Annotated in this window: 18 protein-coding genes; 12 read left to right on the forward strand and 6 right to left on the reverse strand. The window is 59.3% G+C overall.

The genetic code is table 11. From position 1 onward, the window contains the following. Window positions 1-291 precede the first annotated feature (291 nt). The 3 genes from ACVWZU_RS11630 (at window position 292) to ACVWZU_RS11640 (ending at window position 3,680) form a co-directional block, all read left to right on the forward strand. A complete protein-coding gene (locus ACVWZU_RS11630; protein WP_011432453.1) occupies window positions 292-777 on the forward strand; it encodes a 2Fe-2S iron-sulfur cluster-binding protein in 486 nt (161 codons plus the stop codon). 95 nt (window positions 778-872) lie between these two features. Then, window positions 873-2,258 (forward strand): FGGY-family carbohydrate kinase, encoded by a 1,386-nt coding sequence (locus tag ACVWZU_RS11635; protein ID WP_457445018.1) that lies wholly within the window; start codon window positions 873-875, stop codon window positions 2,256-2,258. A 228-nt stretch (window positions 2,259-2,486) separates the two neighbouring features. After that, entirely contained in the window at window positions 2,487-3,680 is a 1,194-nt protein-coding gene (locus ACVWZU_RS11640; RefSeq protein WP_457445020.1) for an RNA-guided endonuclease InsQ/TnpB family protein, read from the forward strand. Window positions 3,681-4,004: 324 nt separating this feature from the next. Here the strand turns inward: ACVWZU_RS11640 and ACVWZU_RS11645 are convergent, their stop codons facing one another. Further along, the gene (locus ACVWZU_RS11645; RefSeq protein ID WP_414342539.1) at window positions 4,005-4,226 is read right to left on the reverse strand and encodes a hypothetical protein; all 222 of its coding nucleotides are present in this window, start codon (window positions 4,224-4,226) and stop codon (window positions 4,005-4,007) included. Then, window positions 4,226-6,079, reverse strand: coding sequence for a S8 family serine peptidase (locus ACVWZU_RS11650; RefSeq protein ID WP_414406575.1), 1,854 nt, complete (start codon window positions 6,077-6,079; stop codon window positions 4,226-4,228). The genes ACVWZU_RS11645 and ACVWZU_RS11650 overlap by 1 nt, the downstream gene beginning before the upstream one ends. Window positions 6,080-6,277: 198 nt before the next feature. Between ACVWZU_RS11650 and ACVWZU_RS11655 the strand changes: the two genes are divergently transcribed. Next, window positions 6,278-6,994: a MotA/TolQ/ExbB proton channel family protein gene (locus ACVWZU_RS11655; RefSeq protein ID WP_049749560.1), complete on the forward strand. Its 717-nt coding sequence runs from the start codon at window positions 6,278-6,280 to the stop codon at window positions 6,992-6,994. Window positions 6,995-6,997: 3 nt separating this feature from the next. Continuing rightward, the gene (locus ACVWZU_RS11660) at window positions 6,998-7,423 is read left to right on the forward strand and encodes an ExbD/TolR family protein (RefSeq protein ID WP_011432458.1); all 426 of its coding nucleotides are present in this window, start codon (window positions 6,998-7,000) and stop codon (window positions 7,421-7,423) included. 270 nt (window positions 7,424-7,693) lie between these two features. Here the strand turns inward: ACVWZU_RS11660 and argF are convergent, their stop codons facing one another. Both argF and ctpC read right to left on the reverse strand, forming a co-directional pair. Further along, the gene (gene argF / locus ACVWZU_RS11665; RefSeq protein WP_457445022.1) at window positions 7,694-8,638 is read right to left on the reverse strand and encodes an ornithine carbamoyltransferase; all 945 of its coding nucleotides are present in this window, start codon (window positions 8,636-8,638) and stop codon (window positions 7,694-7,696) included. A 177-nt stretch (window positions 8,639-8,815) separates the two neighbouring features. Beyond that, window positions 8,816-10,111, reverse strand: coding sequence for a carboxyl-terminal processing protease CtpC (gene ctpC, locus ACVWZU_RS11670; RefSeq protein WP_457445024.1), 1,296 nt, complete (start codon window positions 10,109-10,111; stop codon window positions 8,816-8,818). A gap of 331 nt (window positions 10,112-10,442) precedes the next feature. Here ctpC and ACVWZU_RS11675 point away from each other — a divergent pair, with 331 nt between their 5' ends. From ACVWZU_RS11675 to ACVWZU_RS11685, 3 genes are all read left to right on the forward strand, one after another. Next, window positions 10,443-11,810 (forward strand): glutamate-5-semialdehyde dehydrogenase, encoded by a 1,368-nt coding sequence (locus ACVWZU_RS11675; protein ID WP_457445026.1) that lies wholly within the window; start codon window positions 10,443-10,445, stop codon window positions 11,808-11,810. A gap of 253 nt (window positions 11,811-12,063) precedes the next feature. After that, window positions 12,064-12,591, forward strand: a complete 528-nt coding sequence (locus ACVWZU_RS11680; protein ID WP_457445028.1) for an RNA recognition motif domain-containing protein — start codon at window positions 12,064-12,066, stop codon at window positions 12,589-12,591. 92 nt (window positions 12,592-12,683) lie between these two features. Further along, window positions 12,684-13,490 carry a DsbA family protein gene (locus ACVWZU_RS11685; protein ID WP_457445030.1) on the forward strand — a complete coding sequence of 269 codons (807 nt, stop codon included), beginning with the start codon at window positions 12,684-12,686 and terminating at the stop codon, window positions 13,488-13,490. A gap of 313 nt (window positions 13,491-13,803) precedes the next feature. Here ACVWZU_RS11685 and ACVWZU_RS11690 read toward each other — a convergent pair whose 3' ends face one another. Continuing rightward, a complete protein-coding gene (locus tag ACVWZU_RS11690; RefSeq protein ID WP_457445032.1) occupies window positions 13,804-15,261 on the reverse strand; it encodes an SPOR domain-containing protein in 1,458 nt (485 codons plus the stop codon). 373 nt (window positions 15,262-15,634) lie between these two features. Then, a complete protein-coding gene (locus tag ACVWZU_RS11695; RefSeq protein ID WP_414331038.1) occupies window positions 15,635-16,063 on the reverse strand; it encodes a hypothetical protein in 429 nt (142 codons plus the stop codon). Between the two features lie 112 nt (window positions 16,064-16,175). Here ACVWZU_RS11695 and recJ point away from each other — a divergent pair, with 112 nt between their 5' ends. The 4 genes from recJ to ACVWZU_RS11715 all read left to right on the forward strand — a co-directional run bounded on the left by recJ (window position 16,176) and on the right by ACVWZU_RS11715 (window position 21,502). After that, window positions 16,176-18,821 carry a single-stranded-DNA-specific exonuclease RecJ gene (gene recJ, locus ACVWZU_RS11700; protein ID WP_457445034.1) on the forward strand — a complete coding sequence of 882 codons (2,646 nt, stop codon included), beginning with the start codon at window positions 16,176-16,178 and terminating at the stop codon, window positions 18,819-18,821. Beyond that, the gene (locus tag ACVWZU_RS11705) at window positions 18,811-19,476 is read left to right on the forward strand and encodes a metallophosphoesterase family protein (protein WP_457385056.1); all 666 of its coding nucleotides are present in this window, start codon (window positions 18,811-18,813) and stop codon (window positions 19,474-19,476) included. Before recJ ends, ACVWZU_RS11705 begins: the two co-directional genes overlap by 11 nt. Window positions 19,477-19,534: 58 nt before the next feature. After that, window positions 19,535-20,146, forward strand: coding sequence for an RdgB/HAM1 family non-canonical purine NTP pyrophosphatase (rdgB, locus tag ACVWZU_RS11710; protein ID WP_457445036.1), 612 nt, complete (start codon window positions 19,535-19,537; stop codon window positions 20,144-20,146). Between the two features lie 111 nt (window positions 20,147-20,257). Next, window positions 20,258-21,502, forward strand: a complete 1,245-nt coding sequence (locus tag ACVWZU_RS11715) for a hypothetical protein (protein ID WP_457445038.1) — start codon at window positions 20,258-20,260, stop codon at window positions 21,500-21,502. Window positions 21,503-21,604 lie beyond the last annotated feature (102 nt).

Raw genomic sequence — 21,604 nt, forward strand, 5'->3', positions numbered from 1 at the left:
CACATGGCCGACACTGCGTTTTTAAAGGGCGTCGGCTACGGTCGGCGCTATCCTTCCCCGCCCTGAAGGACGGGGCTTGCCGCGCCTTTTGGTCAAGTTTCTGAAGCCTACACCAGCAAGACCTATAGTTGGAGTGCCGAGAAGGCTCAGAGGGCATTCGTATGCACCGAGACCTGAATGGCGCATGGGGGATTTTCCTGCATGCTTAGGTAGAACTGCCCTGTTCCGGCAATCTGCATTGGTGAAAGATGCTAGCTTTTTTAGCATCCAGTAGCCCAAAAAGTGCGGACTATGGTCAAGCGTGTGCGGTTGGATCCCATTGCCCAAGTGTCTGAAATCGCCACCAACAGCAATTTGCTCTCGGTGCTGCTGCAAGAAGAGCTGAATGTGTTGAAAGAGTGCGGTGGGCGCGGCCTCTGCGCCACCTGTCATGTGTACGTTAAGGAGGGGATGGAGTCTTTATCCCCGATGAGCAAGCGGGAGCAGCGCACCCTGGAGGTGATCACCACCTGCAAGCCTAACTCTCGCTTGGCCTGCCAAGCGCGGGTGCTGGGGGAAGGGGTGGTGGTGGAATTGCCTGCCGGGATGTACATCCATGCTTTTCAGGATATCGAGGCGTTGATCGGTCGGCGAGCGGAGCAGCCACTTTTGCACCCTGTAACCGGCGCGGTTTTGGTGCAGGAGGGCAAGCTGATCACCCGCTCGGTGCTGGAATCGGTGAGAGGGCTGGATCTGGATATCCAAGAAGCACTGGCTCGGAGCAGCCAGGAGTTTTGAGATTTTGATCCCATCTTTTGAGCCAGTTTGGGCCCCTTTTTGAGGCCACTTGGCCACCCCGTATATAAACAAAGCATTCTCAGGTGAGTATTCCTATGCCCCCTGTGTTTCTTGGGATCGATCTGGGCACTTCTGGGATGCGGGTGGTGGCCCTCTCAGAGCAGGGGGAGGTGGTGGCCAAAAGCGAGCGCCAGTGGGATCCCCCAGAGACCAATCCGGGCCGCTGGTTGCGAACCCTGAAAGCCCTTTTGGGACAACTGACCGCGCAACTGGGGGAGCAGTATTCCATTGCAGCTCTGAGTGCTTGCAGCACTTCCGGCACCATTCTGCCGGTGGATGGTCGAGGCATGCCGTTGGAACAGGCGTGGCTGTATTCCGACCCGCGGGGCCAGGCTCAGGCCAAGCAATTGGGGATCCCTGCCAGTTGGGGTCTCAGCCGTTGGCTGTGGTGGGCGGAAGCCTATCCTGATCAGTATCGAGACAGCTACTTGGCCCATCCGGCGGACTTTTTGCTGAGCCAACTGGGGGGGCGCAGGCAGGTGACCGATCACACCCATGCCCTCAAGAGCGGTTTCGACCTGGAGGCCTACACCTGGCCTCAGGAGTGGTTGGCGCGGCAGGGCCTAAACCCCAAGCATTTCCCCGAGGTGGTACCGCCGGGAACGGTTTTAGGAACGGTGCGAGCAGACTGGGGGTTGGGGCCGGAAGTGCTGATCGCGGCAGGGATCACCGATGGCTGTGCCGGGCAACTGGCGGCAGGGGCTATTCGCTTGGGGCAGGTTTCCACCAGCTTGGGCACAACCCTTATTTTTAAGGCCAACAGTCCGGATCCCATACAAACCCCAAGCATCTATTCCCATTTGCACCCGGACAGTGCTCCGCACCGCTGTCACGAACGAATGGTTTGGTGGCCGGGGGCCGCCTCTTTTTGTGGAGGCGGAGTTTTGCCTCATTACTTCCCCGACGGCAACCTGCAAATGCTGGATCAGCAAGCTCAGGCTTATCTGCCCACCGGGCTGGTCAGCTATCCCCTTTGTCAGCCGGGAGAGCGTTTTCCCATTGTCGATCCCCGGTTCGCCGGGTTCTTGCCAGAGGCAGAAGAGGGATCCCCCCGTTTTTACGCTGCTTTGTTGGAGGGGGTAGCGATGGTGGAGCGGCTGGGGCTGGAAACGTTGGCCGCTCAAGGGATCCCGGTGCCAGAGCAGAGCCCGATTTTCACCACCGGTGGAGGCAGCAAAAGCCCTCTCTGGTTGCGCCTACGCGCCAGCATCCTTGCTCGTCCCTTGGCTGTGGTGAAACACCCGGAGCCGGCTGTGGGGGCAGCCATCTTGGCCGCTTCTGCCTATTGGTGCTGCTCTGTCCAACAGGCTGCCGATCGATTGGTACAGGTAGAACGCTATGTTCAACCGGATCCAGAGTGGGTGAAGTCTTACGCAGAGATCTACTCGGTCTTTCACAGCCGCCTGAGCAACCTGCTTTGACATGTTCCCTGCTCTACTGGCTTGCTTCCCCGTAGCGGTAGGGTGAGGATTCTTGTTACTGGTTCCACAACAGCCCTTGCCGCAAAGGATCCCGTCCCGCTTTCGCCAGTAGGTTTCCCCTCTAAAACAACGATGATGGTTTCCCAGTTGTTCAGCTAGAAATCGCAGGAGCCCCGCACTGTACCCGTAGGGTCAGTGCCGGGAGGAATGCGAGGTTACAATAGAACCATGACCCAAGTCCTGACCGTCTCCTGCAAGCTCAAGGTGTCCCCGTCGCAAGCCGCCAAATTGGACGCGACGATGGAGGCTTTTGGCCAAGCCTTGAATTGGGTCAACCAGAACACGCCGGAGAAGATCGTCAACGCGGTCAAACTGCAATCCCTTTGCTACTACGAGATTCGAGCCCGGTTTGGCTTGTCCAGTAACTTGGCTCAACAGGTGTGCAGACGGGTAGCGGGTTCCCGCAAAGTGGCTAAGCAGAAAAAGCGTCCCGTCAAGGAGTTTAAGAGCGGCTTTGTTACCTACGACGCTCGCATCTTTTCGTTCCGTCAAAAAGACTGGACGGTGTCGCTGACCACGGTTGAAGGGAGAGAACGCTTTGAACTGGCCATTGGCAACTACCAGCGTGGGATGCTGGCTGGTTCCAACCCAAAAGCTGCCACCCTGGTCAAGCGCAAAGATGGCTCCTACTACATCCAGATTTGCGTAGAGGAAAAAACACCCAAGCAACAAGATACCGACAAGGTGATCGGGGTGGATTTGGGGAGGACAGATATTGCCCATACGTCAGAGGGGGACAATTGGAATGGACAGCAGTTGAACAAAGTCCGAGACCACTACTCCCGGTTGAGGGCGGTACTCCAACGCAAAGCCAGTAAGGGCACACGCAGTTCGCGGCGCAGATGCCGTCAACTGCTGCAACGGCTGTCTGGCAAGGAGAGACGTTTTCAGGCGTGGGTCAATCATCGCATCTCCAAAGCTATTGTCTCTAGGGCAAAGACCACAAACAGCGCTATCGCCCTGGAAGACCTGACAGGGATCCGGAAAAGAGTCAATCAACAGCCGCGCAGCAAAGCCGAGCGGCGCAGGGCCAACAGTTGGGCGTTCTACCAGCTACGCCAGTTTCTGGAATACAAGGCGAGGGTTGCAGGGGTTTCTCTGGTTCTTGTGCCGCCTGCTTACACGTCGCAGACCTGCCACCGGTGCTTACACATCCACCCTGAGCAGGGCAAGTCCTACCGCAGTGGCAAGTCGTTCAAGTGTGGGCACTGTGGATGGGAAGGGGATGCGGATTTGAATGGTGCGAATGTGATTGCGCTCTTGGGGGCTGCTGTAAACCAGCCTAGAGGTTCGGGCCTGTTTTGTTCTCTGGTAGAGCAGAGCAGGCTCAGGGCTACTGAAAGCCCGCTCCGTACCGCTTAGCGGTCGGAGTCGGGTAGTTTACGCTACAGACTTATGACTATGTAAGTGTTAAGCGGTCACGGGATACAGCTGCCTACCTACGTTTTTTGAGCTTCGTGAATGCTCAGCCGTGGAAACGAGATTCTTTTTAAACGGAAATGAAATATTTTCGTTGCATTGCTTCCTAACTTTCCTTCTCTCCTAACTAAAGAGAAGCTAGGGGTGAGGGTCGGCAGCGAGGTGTCTCAATCTTGTTTGAAGCGACTGTAAAAGCATTCTGACATCGAAAAGCAGGGATCCCCGCTTGGGGATCCCCGATTGGTATGGCCGGAGCCGCAAGCCAAGCTAGGGCTGCCGCTGGAAGCTCTTGACTTCTAAAACCGGCCCTACCTGAGCCACCGTCACCATGTCTTCTCTGATCTGTCCCTGGATGGTGACCTCTAGTCCCTCTTGCAAGAGCTCTTTGGGGGCACGGAAAAGGGCATAGTGCTCGCCGGAAGGCAGCGTCAGCACCCACACTCCCCCTTCGATATCCAGGAACTGGATGGTACCGCTGTACTCTTGCATCACTGCCTCAGCGCCAGCCCAGTTGCCGTGGATTGAGATTCCGTAGCCGCTTGCGCTCCCAAGTAGGCCAGGCCCAGGCAGAGCAAGCCATTGAAGAGCAAGAAGGAGCGACCCAACCAAGCAGAGGATCCAAGCCATAGCACCCCCTCATAGAACAGGGATCCGGACAAGAGCAGATGCGAGGCCATGCCAATGCACAAGCCAATCACCGCCCAGCGCCAGCGCCGATGGCCCAGGAGCAGCAACATCAACAGGCCTGGGATCAACACGCTGGCAAATAGGGGGTTCAAGGCATTGGTCTGGGCAAAGGCGGTGCCCAACTCCGGCAGGGAGCTACCCGCCAATTGGAAGGGCCAACGGGGGCCACCGACAATCGCCAACCCCTGCAAGGGGAAAAGACCGGCACTGCCCAAAAGCATCCCAGCCAGCAAAGGCACCGTCTGCAGCAGCCGCTTGGGAGCCAGCCACCAGCGGATCAGCACCAGGATAATGTAGCCGCCCACCACCATCAGCAGCTTCGGCACCAGAGCAATCGGGCCACCATCGAACCAGAAGCGTGGGTTGAGGTAGCCATTGTTGTTCAGGTACTGCAGGAAGTCCTTCAACCAGAGCACCAAGGGGTTTTCCTCCTGTTGCCCTGTGGCCCTGGCCAGCGCCTTGGCTGCATCCAAACGACCGGCCCCGTAGAAGTTCTGTTTGTCGCCGGGCACTGGGGTAGCCGACATTTTCAGCACTTCCTCCACCTTGTCCGGGTCTTTGATGCCCTGAGCCTGGATCAGAGCTGCCACACCGGCTACGTGGGGAGTGGCCATGCTGGTGCCTTGGAAGTAGGCAAAGACCGGCTCGTTGGGGTTACGACGATTGATGGTTTGCTGCAGAATGCCGTACTCGGGGTGATCAGGCGTTTTGGCTCCGCCGGGAGCAGAGATGTCCACCCCCACCCCATAGTTGGAGTAGGGGGCTTTCTCCCCGTTGGGCCCCGTGGCCGAGACAGCGATCACATGCGGGTAACGGGCCGGGTAGCTCACCTGGTTGGAGTTTTCGTTGCCGGCGGCTGCGATCACCGTCACCCCCTTACTGTGGGCATAGGCCACCGCCTCCTCCATCAGTTGGGCAGAAGCGCGGCTACCCAGGCTGAGGTTGATGATCGTAGCCCCGTGGTCGGCAGCATAGCGGATCCCTTCCACCACATCCGACAGGGATCCAAAGCCATTGGCATCCAACACCCGCACCGGCATGATCTTGGCCTTGAAGGCAATGCCGGCTACACCCAAGACATTGTTGGTGGATTGGGCGATGGTTCCCGCCACATGGGTGCCGTGGCCGTTGAGGTCTTCCGGATCCTCATCGTCATCCACAAAGTCGTAGCCCTTCACAAATTGGGTTTGGGCTAGATCCGGCACTCGTGTTACTCCCGTGTCCACCACGGCTACCGTCACCCCTTCCCCTTGGGAGATGTCCCAGGCTTCCGGCATGCGGATGGCCCTGAGGTTCCATTGCTGGGGATAGAGGCGGTCGTTGGGCACGAAAGCCGCCTGGAATTGATAGTTGGGGTGAGCATACTCGATCAAGGCTTCGTCGGTGAGCCGCTTAACCAGCCGCCGCGTGGATCCCAGGTGGTTGGCATCCACGTCAAACAGGTAGATCGCTTCTTGGCGGGCAAAAGCGCTGTCGCTGCTGGGGCGGAGCGTCAAGTGATACTCTTTAGCGATAGCGGCAATCTGACTGGGGGTGGCCGTGTTTACAAAATTGACCACGATGCTGTCGTAGGGGGCGGATCCCTTGCCGCAAGCCGTCAACAGCAAGGCCATCAAGCCGGCGCAGCAAAGACCCAACCAGCGTCTGAATTTCATAATTCACGCCCTCGGGATCCAAAATTGTTGCAACCAGTATGCCCTCTGGATTGACAATTGACGAGATGAGAGCCGGCATGGGGGCAAAATTGCCAAAAGGTGCAACCTTCGCCGCGCAAGAAGGGATCCCAGCCCTGCCGAGAAAGTGCTATGACAAGATGAGCGTAAATTGCCGCTTGGAGGGGGGAATCAGGATCGATGGATAGAGTCTTGCAGCTCATGATCCAGGGTTGGTATTACTCCATCCCCCTGTTGACGTTCTCGGTCTTCTCAGTGGCCTGTTGCATTGAGCGGGTGCTGTTTTGGTGGAAGATCACCCATCGGCAGGAGGAGGTGGTGCAGCAAGCCCTGAGCCAGTACCGCCGCAACCCGCGCGCTGCCCAGTATTTGCTGGAGCAAAATGCCGATCTGCCGATTGCCCGCATCTTTTTGGCCGGGTTGGAGCTGAACGAGGCCAGCCCGGAAGATTTTAAGCTGGCTCTGGAAACGGCCCTGGCGGCAGAAGTGCCTCTGCTGAAGCGCTTCAACACTGTCTTCGACACCGTAATCACCGTTGCCCCCTTCTTGGGCTTGTTGGGCACCGTCACCGGCATCATCCAGATCCTCAGCTCCATTCAACTGGGGGATATCGGCGGCACCGATACCCAGGGGGTAGGTCGAGGGATCGCCGAAGCCTTGTACTCGACGGCCTTTGGACTGATTGTGGCTATTCCCACCCTGTTGATTTCCAACGTCTTCCGCTCTTTGTACCTGCGGCAACTCTCTAAGATCCAAGAGTACGGCGGCATGCTGGAGCTGCTGCATCGGCAGCGGCAAGAGATGCAGGCCCAACAGCTTTCCCAGTATTCCTACACCCAATCTAGCCCCAGTGGCAGCTCCACCCTTCCCCCCTACTCCTCGCTTGAGCCCTCCTAACCTATGCGCATCCCCGAAGAGAACTTCCGAGCTGGCGAGATCAACATCGTGCCCCTGATCGATGTCATCTTCTCGATCCTGGTGTTTTTCGTGATTGCCAGCCTGGTGCTCACCCGCTCCGAGGCTCTGGATGTCAACCTGCCGGATGCCACTACAGCTGAAGTTCGTCTGCAGCCGGATGTAACGGTGAGCCTGACGGCGGAAGGACAGATTGCCGTCAATCAGGAGAAAATTGCCGATATTTCTGCCCTGATCCCGGCAGTGGAACGCATCCTGGCCGAGAAGCCGGCTGAAGGGCGGCGCTTGGTGGTGATCAACGCCGATTTGGCCCTCTCCCACGGCAAGGTGGTGGAGGTGATGGATACTCTGCAGCGGGTGCCCAATGTCAGCCTGGCAATTGCCGCCCGCCGCCCCAGCAGTAATCGGTAGCCAGCTTAGGATTTGGGCCAGTTTTGTCAAATATAGTCATTTCAGGTTAGGGTGAGACGCCTAGGCTACTGGTCGCGCCAGCGGGACGGAGTCCTTGAAAAACCTTCTGGCCCTCCGCATTATCGCTCCGCAACGCTATTGCTCTGCAACGCCGACGCGACCAACGTTTGGGGTGTGGGTGCAGTGTCCTGGTTTAAATCGAAATGACCATAGACCCAGTTTTCCGGTAAGCTCATTTGCTAACCCGCTCTCTAGCCTGGGGGTGAGGGGTCATCCTGCGCCCAGCACCTGAATCAGGAGTGCCTTTTGCACATGTAGGCGATTTTCCGCCTGATCCCACACGCGGGACTGGGATCCCTCCAGTACTTCAGTGGTGATTTCCTCTTCCCGGTGGGCCGGCAGGCAGTGCAGCACAATGGCTTCCGGATCTGCCTGTTGCATCAGCTCGGCATTGACCTGGTAGGGCAGAAAGGTGGCCTTGCGGGCCTCGGCCTCAGCTTCTTGACCCATGCTGGCCCACACGTCGGTATAGACCACCTGAGCTCCAGAGACGGCTTCCTGGGGATCCTGCAGCACCAACACCTGGGATCCCTGGGCCAGAGCGCAGGCTTGCTCCACCACTGCCGCATCCGGCTCGTAACCGGGGGGGGTGGCGACGCGGATGTGGATCCCGCTCATGGCACAACCCAACAGCAGGGAGTGGGCAACGTTATTGCCATCGCCGCAATAGGCCAGGGTCAGGCCCGCCAGTTGGCCAAAGTTCTCCTGAATGGTGAGCAGATCGGCCAACACCTGACAGGGGTGAAACTGATCGGTGAGGGCGTTGATCACCGGAATATCGGCATACTCGGCAAAGGTTTCCAGTTCCTTCTGGTGGTAGGTGCGAATGGCGATCACATCCAGGTAGCGGGAGAGGACGCGGGCCGTATCCTGCAGGGGTTCGCCGCGGCTCACCTGCATCACCGTCGGCACCAGATCCAGGGTGCTGCCCCCGCATTGGGCCATGGCTGCCGTAAAACTGGCGCGGGTGCGGGTAGAAGCCTTCTGAAACAACAGCCCCAACACCCGACCCCGTAGCTCCACCCGATAGGGATCCCGCTTTAATTCAGCCGCCTGGGCTAGCAGGGCCGACAGCTCTGCCGGGGTTAGGTCGCTGAGCTTGAGCAGATCCCGTCCGACCAAGTTTATGGATCCCGCGATCTTCGACCCCGCCATTGTGCTACGCGCCACCTACAGAAACAATAAAAGCATCCCCAGCCCGGCGCTGGTCAACACTCCTCGAATAACTCGAATGAGAAGAGTCTTAATAGTCTTAAATAGCTTGGGCCTCGGCTTAACCCCAGTCTCAGGAGTGCCAGATCTGAGACCCATCAAAACCGCTCCCAACACCGGCTAACGTGAAGAGGAACGAATGACCTCCTGGGCCTGTTGCCGACGGGCAGAGATCTGAGCCTGCAGAGCCTGGATGGCAGCAGCATACTGTGGGTCGGCTGGGGTGGCCACCAATTCTCGGTTCTGGCTGAGCCGCTTCAGATCTTCCTCGGACAATTCCACCAAAATATCGGGGGTAATGCCCTTGTGGTCGATGTCGTTGCCGTTGGGAGTGCGATAACGGGCAATGGTTACCGCCAGCCCAGATCCATCGGACAGGGGATGCACCGACTGCACCAGGCCCTTGCCGAAAGTTTGCGTGCCGACAATCACGGCGCGACGGTTATCCTGCAGAGCCCCCGACAGAATCTCGCTGGCGCTGGCCGAGCCACCATCCACCAAAACGGCCAAAGGTTTATCGGTGAGGGCCGTGTTGTTGGCCGTCAGGCGATCCTGCTCCCCTTGGCGGTTCACCGTCGAGACAATGCTGCCCCGGTTAATCCACATGCGGGCAATCTCGGCGCTGGAGTAGAGCAGGCCCCCTGGGTTGGCGCGCAAATCCAGAACGTAGGCGGCTACCCCTTGTTTTTCCAGCTCGCGAATGGCTTGGCGCACCTTCTCGGCGGCGTTGCCGGAAAACTGGGTGATGCGAATGTAGCCGATGGGCAGGCCGTTCTCCTCGTGAACCTTGTAGCGCACGGTGGCCAGCTCAATTCTTTCCCGCACCAAATCGAACACCTTCAGCCCTTCCCCCTCGCGGCGGATGGTCAGCCGCACCCGCGTACCCGGCTCGCCTCGAATGAGGTTGACCGCAGCGTTGGTGTCCATGCCTTCGGTGGACTTGTCGTCGATGCGCACAATCACGTCTTTGGATTTGATCCCAGCCCGGTCGGCAGGAGACCCTTCAATGGGGGAGATCACCACCAGCTCGTTCGTCTCTTGATCCATGCCCAGCGTGATCCCCACCCCGGTCAGCTCACCGGATGTATCGATTTGCATGCTGGCAAACTGATCCGGATCCAGAAAGCGGGTGTAGGGATCGTTCAGTTTCTTCAGGGCTTCCCGGATGGCCGCGTAGGCATCTTCTCGGGTGGCATACTCTCGGCTGAGCAGATCCCGCCGCACCGCTTCCCAATCCAGGGAATTAAAAGACGGATCCACGTATTCCCGGTTAACAATTTGCCAAACCTCGTCCACCACCTCTTTGGGATCCCGGCGAAACCCCGCCCAACCCGGCATAGATAGCTGCACGCCGACCAGCGACACTGCTGTCATCACCGCAGCCGTTGCACTGACCACAAACCCACGCTTTCTCATTGGCTCTCCTGGAAGGCGCTAAAAGTCAAGGTTGACGAGATGGATCTCCAGAGGTGGATCTCTAATCGTCAGGGAACTGGGTTTCGAGCAAGGGTCTTCCCCTATGCGAACTTCAGCTTAGAAGCATCGAGAGCAAGGAAAGGCTCCCCTGCTGCAGCAAGTGGGATCCAGACTTTGGTAGGCTACAGATAACCCCAACCGACTGTGCCCAACCTAGCATAGGGATCCCTTCCGGGGGTTCTTCTAGGATCACAGTTCAACACGACTTTGTTACAACCTATCATCGCAACCCTTTTCTTCCAAATGGGCACTTTGCCCCCTTTCTGACTCTATGTCCCTCGCCACCGATTGCCCCAGCTCGCTTGCATCTGCCTCAGAGCGCCCGCTGCTGTCCCAAGTGCAGTTGGCCCGCGCTGCTGCCCAACACACGGCCACCTTGCCCACTGCCATTAAGAATGCCGCTCTGGAGGCCATGGCCACTGCCTTGTTGGAGCACCAAGAGTCTATCTTGGCCGCCAACCAGGCGGATTTGGAGCGGGCAGCGGAGATGGTGAAAGCCGGGGAGTTGTCGGCATCTGCCTATGCTCGCCTGAAGCTGGACGCCCACAAACTGGCAGATATGGTGGCCGGAGTGCGGCAGGTGATCCGGCTGGGGGATCCGGTGGGCCGAGCTTTGCTGATCCGGGAACTGGACGAGGGGCTGATCTTGGAACGGCGCACCTACCCTTTGGGGGTCCTGGGGGTGATCTTCGAGTCGCGGCCCGATGCTTTGGTGCAAATTGCCGCCCTGGCGATGAAAACCGGCAATAGCGTCTTGCTTAAAGGGGGATCCGAAGCTTTGCTCTCCTGTCAAGCCTTGATGGCGGCCATCCAGGCGGGCCTGCAGCAGATCCCAGAGTTTCCCCAGGGATCCCTGCAGTTGCTCACCAGCCGCGCCGAGGTCAAGGCCCTACTGCAACTGGAGGGGCTGGTAGACCTGATCATCCCCCGCGGCTCCAGCAGCTTTGTCCGCTACATCCTGGAGAATACCCGCATCCCGGTATTGGGCCATGCCGATGGCCTGTGTCACCTGTACGTGGATCGGGCAGCGGATGTGGACATGGCGATCAAGCTGACGGTGGACAGCAAAACCCAGTACCCCGCTGCCTGCAATGCCATCGAGACCCTGTTGGTCCACAAGGCCATAGCCCCCCACTTTTTACCTCTAGCGGTCAAGGCCCTGCGGGAAAAGGGGGTGGAATTGCGGGGGGATCCCCTCTGCCGCGAGCTGGTGCCGGATCTGATCCCGGCCACCGAGGACGACTGGAGCACCGAGTATGCCGATTTGATCCTCTCTATTAAAGTGGTGGGCTCCCTTGACGAGGCCATTGCCCACATCCAGCAGTACGGATCCCGCCATACCGAGGCGATTGTAACCGAGGATGCCGCTGCTGCCCGGCGATTTTTGGATGAAGTAGATGCAGCGGGGGTCTTTCACAACGCTTCCACCCGCTTTGCCGACGGGTTTCGCTATGGCTTTGGGGCGGAGGTGGGCATCAGCACCCAAAAACTGCCGCCGCGCGGCCCGGTGGGCTTGGAAGGCTTGGTGACTTACCGCTACCAACTGCGAGGGCAAGGACATCTTGTAGCCGACTACACAGGCCCCCAGGCGCGACCTTTTCAACATCGGGATCGCCTGAACAACACCGGCTTAGCTTAGCTGCAAAAGCCGGCTGTACAAACCGGCTGTACAAAGCAGTCGTTCACAAAAACCGTTCTCCTCGTCTTCGCGGCTCCAGGTTGAGGTAAATTAAAAAATAGCTTCGTGATTGCCAAGGGTTGCGCTTTGCGGCGCGCTATGGTGTGACAATGGACTACCGGGTTCCGGGTTTGATGTTATGGGCTTGAGCGCCCTAGATGTAGCGCTTTGCATTTTGGCCTTTTGTTATTTCGATTAGGAGCTTCGCTGGATCATGCCTGTGCGTCTGTATGTTGGAAATCTGCCGGAAGAGGTGGATCGTCAGGCACTGGAGAAGCTCTTTCGCTCTGCCGGTGAGGTCATTTCCACCAAGGTGATCCGGGATCGGAAGACAGGCAAATGCCGCGGCTTCGGCTTTGTAACGGTGAACACCGAAGAGCAGGCGCAGCAGTACATCGAAAAGTTCAACGGCCACAGCTTTGGGGATGTCAACTTGCGCATTGAGCTCGCCCAGCCGCGCGACCGAGGGGAAGAAGGCGAATCCAAAACAGCGACCTCTGAGCCTTCATCCAAAGAGTCCAAAGGTTCCAAAGATTCCAGGCCGTCCAGGGATTCTGAGGCCAAGGGCCCTAAAGAGTCGGCGGAAAACTCTGCCCCCAGCAAGAAGCAACGCCAGCGGGGCAATAAGGGTGGGCGCTCCACCGTCGTCGCCGAAAGTGAGGCAGCCTCTGAGCCGGATCCCCGCTGGGCCAGCCAGTTGCAGCGGATCAAGGAGCAGCTTCTGCAGGCCACCAATTCCTAACCCCCCCAAAAGGAGTAATAGACACCGTCGGTCTCTGACGGTAGGCTGGGTGAGTTGCGACGGCTCTAGGCATGGCTGAGAGGGGGGTTGGGATGCATAGGCTGGTGAGGATTTTTCGCGCTTGGGGGCGGAGCTTGGCCCGGGCTGGACTTTTGTTCGGGCTGGTGGTTCTGCTGGGAGTGGGAAGTGGAGCTCTGGTTTTCCTACCAGCGGCGGCGGCTGCCCCGGCGGATTTGGAAGAGCAAGTGCTGCAGATCATTCGAAAGAACCCCCAGGTGATTCTGGAAGCCGTACAGGAATACCAGCAGCGACAGTACCAGGAGCAGCAGCAACAACAGCAGCGGCTGGCGGAAGAATTTGGCCGTCAACTGCGGGAGAACCCACGCGCCGTCATCGGAGATTCCCCTCGACTGGGATCCGACGCTCTGCGGTTAGTGTTGGTGGAGTTCTCCGATTTTCAATGCCCCTTCTGCGCCCGCGCCCACAGCACCCTCAAGCAGTTCATGGCCGACCATGGAGATGAGGTGACCTTGGTGTACAAGCACCTGCCCCTGACCAGCATCCACCCAGAAGCGATGGCGGCTGCCCGGGCTGCTTGGGCCGCCCAACGTCAAGGTAAGTTCTGGGAGTTTCACGACGAGCTGTTTGCCAACCAATCCCAGCTTGGGGATGGGTTTTATGTGGCCACTGCTGAGAAGCTGGGCCTGAATATAGAAAAATTCAATCGGGATCGGCGCAGTCGGGCGGCAGAACGCGCCATTCAGCGAGATATCGACCTGGCCTCTCAACTGGGCATCGGCGGCACTCCCCATTTCATCTTGAACGGCATTGCCTTCTCCGGTGCGCAGCCGCTGGAGGTGTTTGAGCAGACGCTGCAGCAGGCTAAGCAAGCCCTCTAGGAAAAATGCTCCGCACTGCTATTGAAACAGGTGGTGTATTGCAAACAGGTGGTGCAACGGCTGGCCTATCCTTCTTACCAGCCTCGCCCAGTTGCCCAAACGCTCCGTCCTTGAGGAGGGCTTTACGGTAGGCTCAGGGCAGTGGCAGGATAGTCAACCGCTCTATTCGCCCAAGCGGGCTGTAGGCTTTGACAAGCCAGTAGGGTGGGGAGTATGTCAAAAGCAGAAACTCACCCAAGTCGCCATTTGGTCCGAATGGGGATCCCCAACGGCAGGGAAGGAGGAGAGCGTTTATGGCGGAAGTGGCTCTTGGCTACTCCACGGGCAGGATGCGGGCATCGAACCCTGCTTCGGCCAGAGAGCGCCGCGCCTGTTCGGCGTTGGCCCGTTGCCGGTAGGTGCCCACCTGAATCACTGAGCCCCGCAGGAAGGCATCAGGGGCAAACTGTTGCAGCTTGGGTAGGGCCTCTTCCCCAGCCGGCACCACCACCCAAAATCTGCCGGCACCTTCTTCCCCAGGAGGGACAGCCTGGGCAGGCGAGGAGGAGACGGGATCCGCTTGCAAAAGAGGCTGAGAGCGGCGCAGATCGGCGGGGAAGATCCCCGCTTCATAGCCTTGGCCGGCCAAGTAACGCACCTGCTCGGCGGCAGCAGCAGGGTCGGCAAACCCACCTGTGCGCACCACCCGCAGGTCATCGTAGATCAAGGGCAGGGATCCCTCTAGGAGTTGTTTTAGCGCAGGCCATTTCTCCCCGGTGGGATCCGCCACCAACACCCAATAGCGTTCCCCTTGGGCGGGATTGGAGATGGGATCCCGGCCCGCATTTTCTCCTACCAGCGACACTGCCACTGCCGGCAACCCCTGAGCGGTTAGCCAGCGGGCTTGATCCTGGGCCAACGACAGGCGGGAGAAGGTTCCCGTTTGCAAAGCAACCTGGCCGCGGTACTGCACCGCAGTGGCTCCTGGAAAGAAGCGGCGCACCCGTTCTTCCAAACGGGGATCACCGGTGGGGTTGGGCACGTGGGTGGCAAAGGGACGCTGGGGATCCAAGGGCGGAGCGGTTGGCGTCGGCGGCACAGAGGCTTTTGAGCTGGCAGCAGGGCGGCTGGGTGCTGCTTGGGCAGGAAAAGCAGGGGGCAGAGGGGGATCCGTCTCTTGGCGGCTCACCACCCGCACCGATAACCCCAGCCGTTCCAAGTCGGCCTGACGGCGTTGAGCATGGCTACGGTTGATGAACGTCCCCGCCAGAATGAAAACCTGCCCATCCCCTTGCACAAAATAGGCATCCGGCACCTGGGTGCGCACCTGAGCTAACTCCGCCGCCCCATCCGCCAGTACATGCACTTGGTAACGGGTCAGGGCCAAAGCAGCCGGCAGGACGTTCCCATTACCGGTGTGAAGCACAAGGGCAAAGGCCGCAAGGGATCCGGCAAAGAGGATCGGTCGCGCTGGCAACAGGGGTACGGAGCATTTCAGCCAGCCGTAGTCCTGACGGGTGTTGCACATGGGATCCATCTCCTCTGGCGGGATTGGCGGCAACTCAAACCTCTGCATCCGGGATGGAGTCTTTGCCTGGGCCTGCGGGGATCCCCCACAGTGCCAGAGCTCGCAGTTCACCCCCTTGCGGGAAGGACAACTCAAAGCTAGCGTAAGCCGAAGTTTGGGCAAGGCTGTGCCAGGGATGGGCTTGCAGATGCCGCCCACCACCGATAGAATGCTCCGCACTGCCACCGCAAAGATGCAGCCCAGTTGGGTCCACGGGAGAAACACAGATCTAGTGCATCTCCAGTATAGATAGGCTGGCAAGACTGATACATTTACGCTGAACACTGCTGAACATCACTGTTCAACTATGCAGCGATAGCATTCTGTTTGTTTCCATTCGCGTTAGCGGGACGGAGTCCAAACAGAATGGCGGTATCCCGCAAAGCTTTGAGTAAAATACCCAAAGCGCAGTTTCCGTGTCGTCTTACTACCAATTTTCTGCTTTGCTTTGGCTACCATGTTGGCAGACTCGAAAGTAAACAGAAAGATCAACTGGTAGTAATCCGTACTGAACATATTATACATTATTTTCAGTATAGTTGAGCTTATTATTGACTAGAGTCATGCTCTATCGCTATGGCTTGTCGGGGAGTTTGTTTCAGAGGCGACGGCGGCGGGATGGAGTCCTCGCCACAAGGGTGCGGGATCCCCCCAGGGCAAAGCGGATGATCTCCGTCTTGTACTGCTGCGAGCCCTCTGTGTAGCGGGCAAGCTGAATGGCAGATCCCTGGCCGGAAGGAAGCAAGAACCGTTCGCGACAGTGGTGGGCAGCACTCTCTGGAGTTTCCGCTTCGAGGGCAATGAAAAACCGCAGACGCAGCAGCACTTCCAACTTGGACAAGTGCTCGGTTTGCTCTGGCACCAAGCGGCCTAACGAGATTTGTAGGCGCGGCCTGCGTCGCCGAGATCCGGGGCGGCCCCAAAGCTGCTGGGCCAGTGTCCACAGAGAGGTCTGCTCAGAGGACTTGACCAACAGCTTTAAGCCTGTCAGCGGGTTAAGACCATAGGTAAGCAGCAGAGAATACATCGGCGGCAGGAAAGATTCAGAGGAGCGTTTTGAGCTAACGTCAAAAGGATACCCTATAGGCCAACTGTAGCACTGCCTACCCTCTATCCCCATCCAAGCCCCACCCTTCCCTATGGCCGGGATCCCTGCTCAACGCTGGCTGTTTCATCCTGTGGACAAGTTGGCTGCCCAGAGCTTGGCCGAGGCAGTGGGGATCTCGCCCATATTGGCTCAGATCTTACTCAATCGCGGGCTCTCCAGCCCTGCTGCCGTGCAGCAGTATTTGCAGCCGGATCCCGCCCACCTGCCTCCACCCAGCCGGGATTTTGCCGATTTGCCCCTGGCGGTGGACTTGCTGGACGGGGCGATTCGCCGACAAGAGCCCATCGCCATTTGCGGCGACTACGATGCCGACGGCATGACCAGCACGGCCCTGCTGCTGCGGGCTTTGCAGGACGCTCCAGTGCATTACCGCATCCCCAGCCGCATGACCGAGGGCTATGGCCTCAACAGCCGCATGGTACAAGAGCTGCACCGAGAGGGGGTGCGCCTCATTCTCACCGTGGACAACGGCATCTCCGCCCACGAGCCCATCCAACTGGCCAAAGCTCTGGGCTTGACGGTAATCGTGACGGATCACCACGACTTGCCGCCCCAGTTGCCCCCTGCCGATGCCATCCTCAATCCCAAGCAGCTCCCCGTTTCTTCTCCCTATCGGGGGATGGCCGGGGTGGGAGTTGCCTACCTCCTGGCCCAGGCGCTGGCCGAGCGCCGCGGTGATGGCCATTTGCAGCGGGTAGCCCTGGAACTGTTTACTGTGGGCACCATTGCCGATCTGGCGCCGCTGACGGGGGTTAACCGCCTTTGGGTGCGGCAGGGGCTGCACCTCTTGCCCACCTCCCAGGTGGCAGGGATCCGCGCCCTTCTGCAGGTGATGGGCATGCAGGGATCCCTGGAGGGGCTGCGGCCTGAGTGGATTGGGTTTGGCCTGGGGCCCCGCATCAACGCCGTTGGGCGAATTGGCCGGGCGAGAATGGGGATCCAGTTGCTGACCACCGACGATCCCCTGCAAGCAGAGAAACTGGCCCGCCGCTGCGAACGGCTCAACCAGGTGCGGCAGCAGATGTGCGGGCGCATCGAGGCAGAAGCCCTAGAGCAAATTGCCCAGCAAGGCCGGGATTTGCAGCAGGAACGGGTATTGACGATTTTGGGATCCCCTCAGCAGAAATGGCATAAAGGGGTGATCGGCATTGTGGCCTCGCGGTTGGCAGAGCGTTTTGGCTGTCCGGTGTTCATCGGCAGCCAGTCGCGGCAAGGGGAGATCAGTGGCTCGGCGCGGCAGGGGATCCCCGAGTTTGACGTGTTTCAAGCGTTGGAGTTTTGCAAGGATCTGTTCACCAATCACGGCGGCCACCCCGCTGCCGGGGGATTTAGCCTGAAAGCGGAAAACTGGCCTCTTCTTGAAAAACGATTGCGGCAGTTTGCCCAACAGCAATTGCAGCCGGAGCAGATCCAGCCGCTGGTGCAAATCGATGCCGAAGTGTCGCTGTCAGATCTCACCCTTGACCTCTATCGAGAGCTCCAGCATCTGCAGCCCTGTGGCATCGGCAATCCTGAGCCGGTCTTCTGCAGCCGCAACCTGCAGGTTCTGCAACAGCAGCGATTTGGCCCAGTTCCCGGCCACCTGAAGCTGCTGCTCCGGGATCCTGCTCTCCCTACGCAACGCTCCCATGGGTTACGTGCTACTCGGACGGAGTCCTCTTGTCCGGGCAGGAGCGACTCAGCCGCCAAAACCCCCAGTGATGACCGCGGAGTGGCCAGCATCACCGATGCGTTGGTGGGGATCACAAACGCGAAGCCCCAGCGCCCTCTTTGGGCCATCCGTTGGCGGGGAGCGGAAACCCATCCGCTGCCGGAGCGAGTTGATGTAGCCTACACGCTCAAGGCCAAAACATGGCAGGGAGAAACCCAACTGGAGCTGGAAATTCTCGGGATCCAACCTGCCCAAGAGGCTGCCACTGCCGGCAACCCCCCTCTCGAGAAAACAGCGCCCCGCACCCCTGATGGGAGCAAGTCTCCCATCTCCCCCGCCTCTCTGGATGCCACTCCTCCCATGCCCAACTCCAAGCCCTCGACTGGCTCCCAGAGGGGGACAGAGCCCTCACTTCTGGTGATCTGGCGCCCCACCCCCCAGCCCACCCAGCCTTTGCGTTGGCAAGCTGTAGACCGGTTTTCTGTCCTCTTGCCTCAAGCGCAGGGAACCATCCTATTCTACGGCTTTCGCCGTCCCTCGCTGGTCTTGTCTTCAAGGCCTACGGCCCGCTATCGCGAACGGCGGTACCTGACTCTCCACTACGACCGTCCCCAAGCCGGCCACCGCTATGATCAACTCTGGTTGTGGAGCTGGCCCCCTTCTCTGGATCACCTCAAGTGGCTGCTCTGTTGCACCCCCAGCAGCGAGCTGTTGATTGCCGTCCATCAGCAAGCGGTGCCCCTGCCCTCCGCTGCCAGCTTGCAACGCCAGCTCCGCCAATACCTGCAAACCCACAGCCAGGTGGATCTGCTGCGCTTGGCCCAGCAGTGGTGGCTGTCTCCGGCAGTGTTGGTGGCAGGATTACGCTCTCTGGGGTATGCCTGCCCGGATTTTGGCCCCACGGGATCCCTCGGCGAAGAACTGGAAGCCCAGCAAGCTTGGTACAGCAGCTCCTGGCAGCAGGTTGCCGCCCTGCTTCAGGGATCCCACCTGGATTCTTCTGCTGCAGAGGCCCATGGGGATTAAACTGCTGCTCGGCTCTGACTACCACGGCAGCCCTCGGCTGATCCGGCAGGCCCTTGCCCATCTGCCGGAGGTGGATGCTTACATCAACTGTGGGGATTTCTGTTCCAAGGCCGGCAAACCTTCCCGCAAGGCCACCCAGGGCTTTCATCCGGCAGCCCAAGCAGAGGTGGTTCATCTGCAATCCTTTTTGGCGGCAGTGGAGAGCCTGGGCAAACCCTGGCTCTTTTTACCTGGCAACCACGATCCAGCAGCTTCGGTTTTGAATTCGCTGGTTGGCTGTTGGGGGCGGGCCATCACCCAGTCCTGCTGCTTTGAGTGGCTGGGGTTACAGGTTTTGGCTGTGCCCTGGACTCCCCCCTGTGGTTGGAGCTGGTCTCTCACCTCCGCCCATTTGCAGGAGCTGCTCGCCCTCTACAGTCAACCCCCCCGGCCCATTGACCTGCTGCTCACCCATGCTCCGCCGCGAGGCTTTTTGGATGAAGGCGGGAAGTGGTATCACCGTCGCACACCCACCTTGCGCCCCCTTTTGGAACAGGTGCAGCCCCGCTACTACATCTGCGGACACATGCACTGGGATGGGGGCAAGGTAGAGCGATGGGGATCCACCCTGGTGATTAACACAGCCCTGCACAACATGGTTCTCGAGATCCATTAGGCAGGAAGCCCTTGGACAGCCTTCCGCCTCCTCAGATTTCCACTCGTAGGAACCTTCCATGACCCGTCCTTTGATCTTGGCCAGCAGTAGCCCCGGCAAATGGCGCGAGTTCAATGCCTTTTTCCAGGCCCATGCCCCTGCTTGGGAGCTGCGCCGCATGCCCTCAGAAATTGAGGTGGAAGAAACCGGCACCACCTTTGCCGAAAATGCCCTTCTCAAAGCCAGAGCCGTGGCCAAGTCTCTGGGGGAGTGGGCCATTGCCGACGATTCCGGCTTAGCGGTAGAAGCCCTTGGCGGTGCCCCTGGGATCCGCTCGGCTCGCTATGCCCCCAACGATGCTGCCCGCATCGAGCGGTTGCTTAGGGAAATGGAAGGGATCCCAAATCGCCGAGCCACCTTTCACTGCGCCATCGCCCTGGTGGATCCCCAAGGTGTAGTGCATGCCCTGGTGGAAGGGGTATGCTCGGGAGAGATCTTGACCCAGCCGCGGGGAGAGGGGGGGTTTGGCTATGACCCCCTGTTTTGGGTGCCCGAAGTGGGACTAACCTTTGCCGAGATGAGCCCAGCTCAAAAAGAGGCCGTCGGCCACCGAGGGCGAGCCTTGCGCGCCTTGAAAGCGCAGTTGCCTCTCCTGGAGAAGCGTATGGGCTGGCTTGGATCCCAGGAATAGCATCCGATGTCCTGGCTGGGGAGCTGCTAGGATACAATAGTCCCTTCCCTTCGGGGGAGTGAAATTGAAAGCCGTCTTGCCTTGGCAGCTGAGGGGAGCGCTCGAAGAACTATGGGTTTTTCTGAGTTTGAGGATCAAGATCCCATTGCAGCGGCGGAACGGACTGCTGCCCCCGATCCCAGCCGCCATTCCCCGGATTCTGCCGGTGAGGAAGCCGCGGTCTCCTCGGTTGCAAACTCTGGTGAAGGAAGGGAGCGGCAAAGTCGTCGTTCCCCACCCCCTTTGCCGGAAGAGGGCTCAACCTTTGCAGGCGCAGAGGATTGGCTGGACGATCGCGGTAGCGGGACGGAGTCCTTGGAGAATGGGCGGGATAGCTACAGGGAGTCCGCGCAAGGGGCCACTTCTCGCCCTTCCAACCGCTCCCCCCAGACTGGCCGAGACGAGGGGTCTCGTGTTGACAGCGAAAAGGGGGGGCAGAAAGCCGCTGCAGGAGGAGCCGGTGAGCGCCCTGGGCAAGCGCTAGTTCCCCGCCGTTCTGTCTCCGGCAACCGCAGCTACGACGGATCCGCCCGTTCCTCTGCCTTTCGCGGTAGCGGGACGGAGTCCTTTGCTGGCCGCTCGCGTAAGCGGGACGGAGTCCTTGGGGAATCCGGCTACCGCAGTGACTACAGCCGTTCCGCGGCTTACGGCTACACCTCCAGCTATGTTGGCGGTGGGGGATATGGCGGTGGTGGGCGAGGCGGCAGCTCCAGCGGGGGGGTCTCCTCCTCCGATCTGACGATCCTGCTGGTGGTGGCCCTGCTGGCCTTCTTCGGGGGATTCGCTATCCGCAACATCTTCGCCGAGTCGGGCGGCTTTGACGATGAGCGCCCCATCCGCGCTGCCAATGTGCCCGCAGCCTTTCGCGATTTTTGCTTTGCCTATAACGGCACTGCCTCCTTTACTGTGGTGCAACTGACCAGCGTTTCTGCTCTGACCATGGCCTCAGTGCCCGTTTACAAGATGGATACTTGCACCATCCCCGTCAGCCAAACGGCCAATGCCCTCCAAGCTTTGGGCATCCGCGGCCGGGCCAACACCTTGGGCCCCCAGCTGGGGGGATCCAACCTCACCCTGATCCAGCTCCCCTTGGCCAGCAGCTTGGCGCGCGCCGTGTACAGCCAGTTTCCTGGCTTGGCCGCTCAGGGCAACGAGGCGCAGGTTTTGTCCCAACTGGAAGCCACCATCAACAACGCCCTGCGCTCCAACATCGAAGGGTTAGCCCTGCAAAGCCTGGAGCCCACCAACATCCCCGACGTCTACGTGGTGGTGCCGGGGCACTCCTTTAATTTGCAGCCCCAACTCAACCTGCGCTAACCCTCCTGCAGAGCATGCCTCTAACCCCCAAAACCCTGAACTTTGCTGAATTTACTGAGCTTTAGGCGGTTTGGCAAAAGTCATTGAGAGGGATATAGTAGA

The organism is Thermostichus sp. MS-CIW-26 (assembly GCF_054059115.1).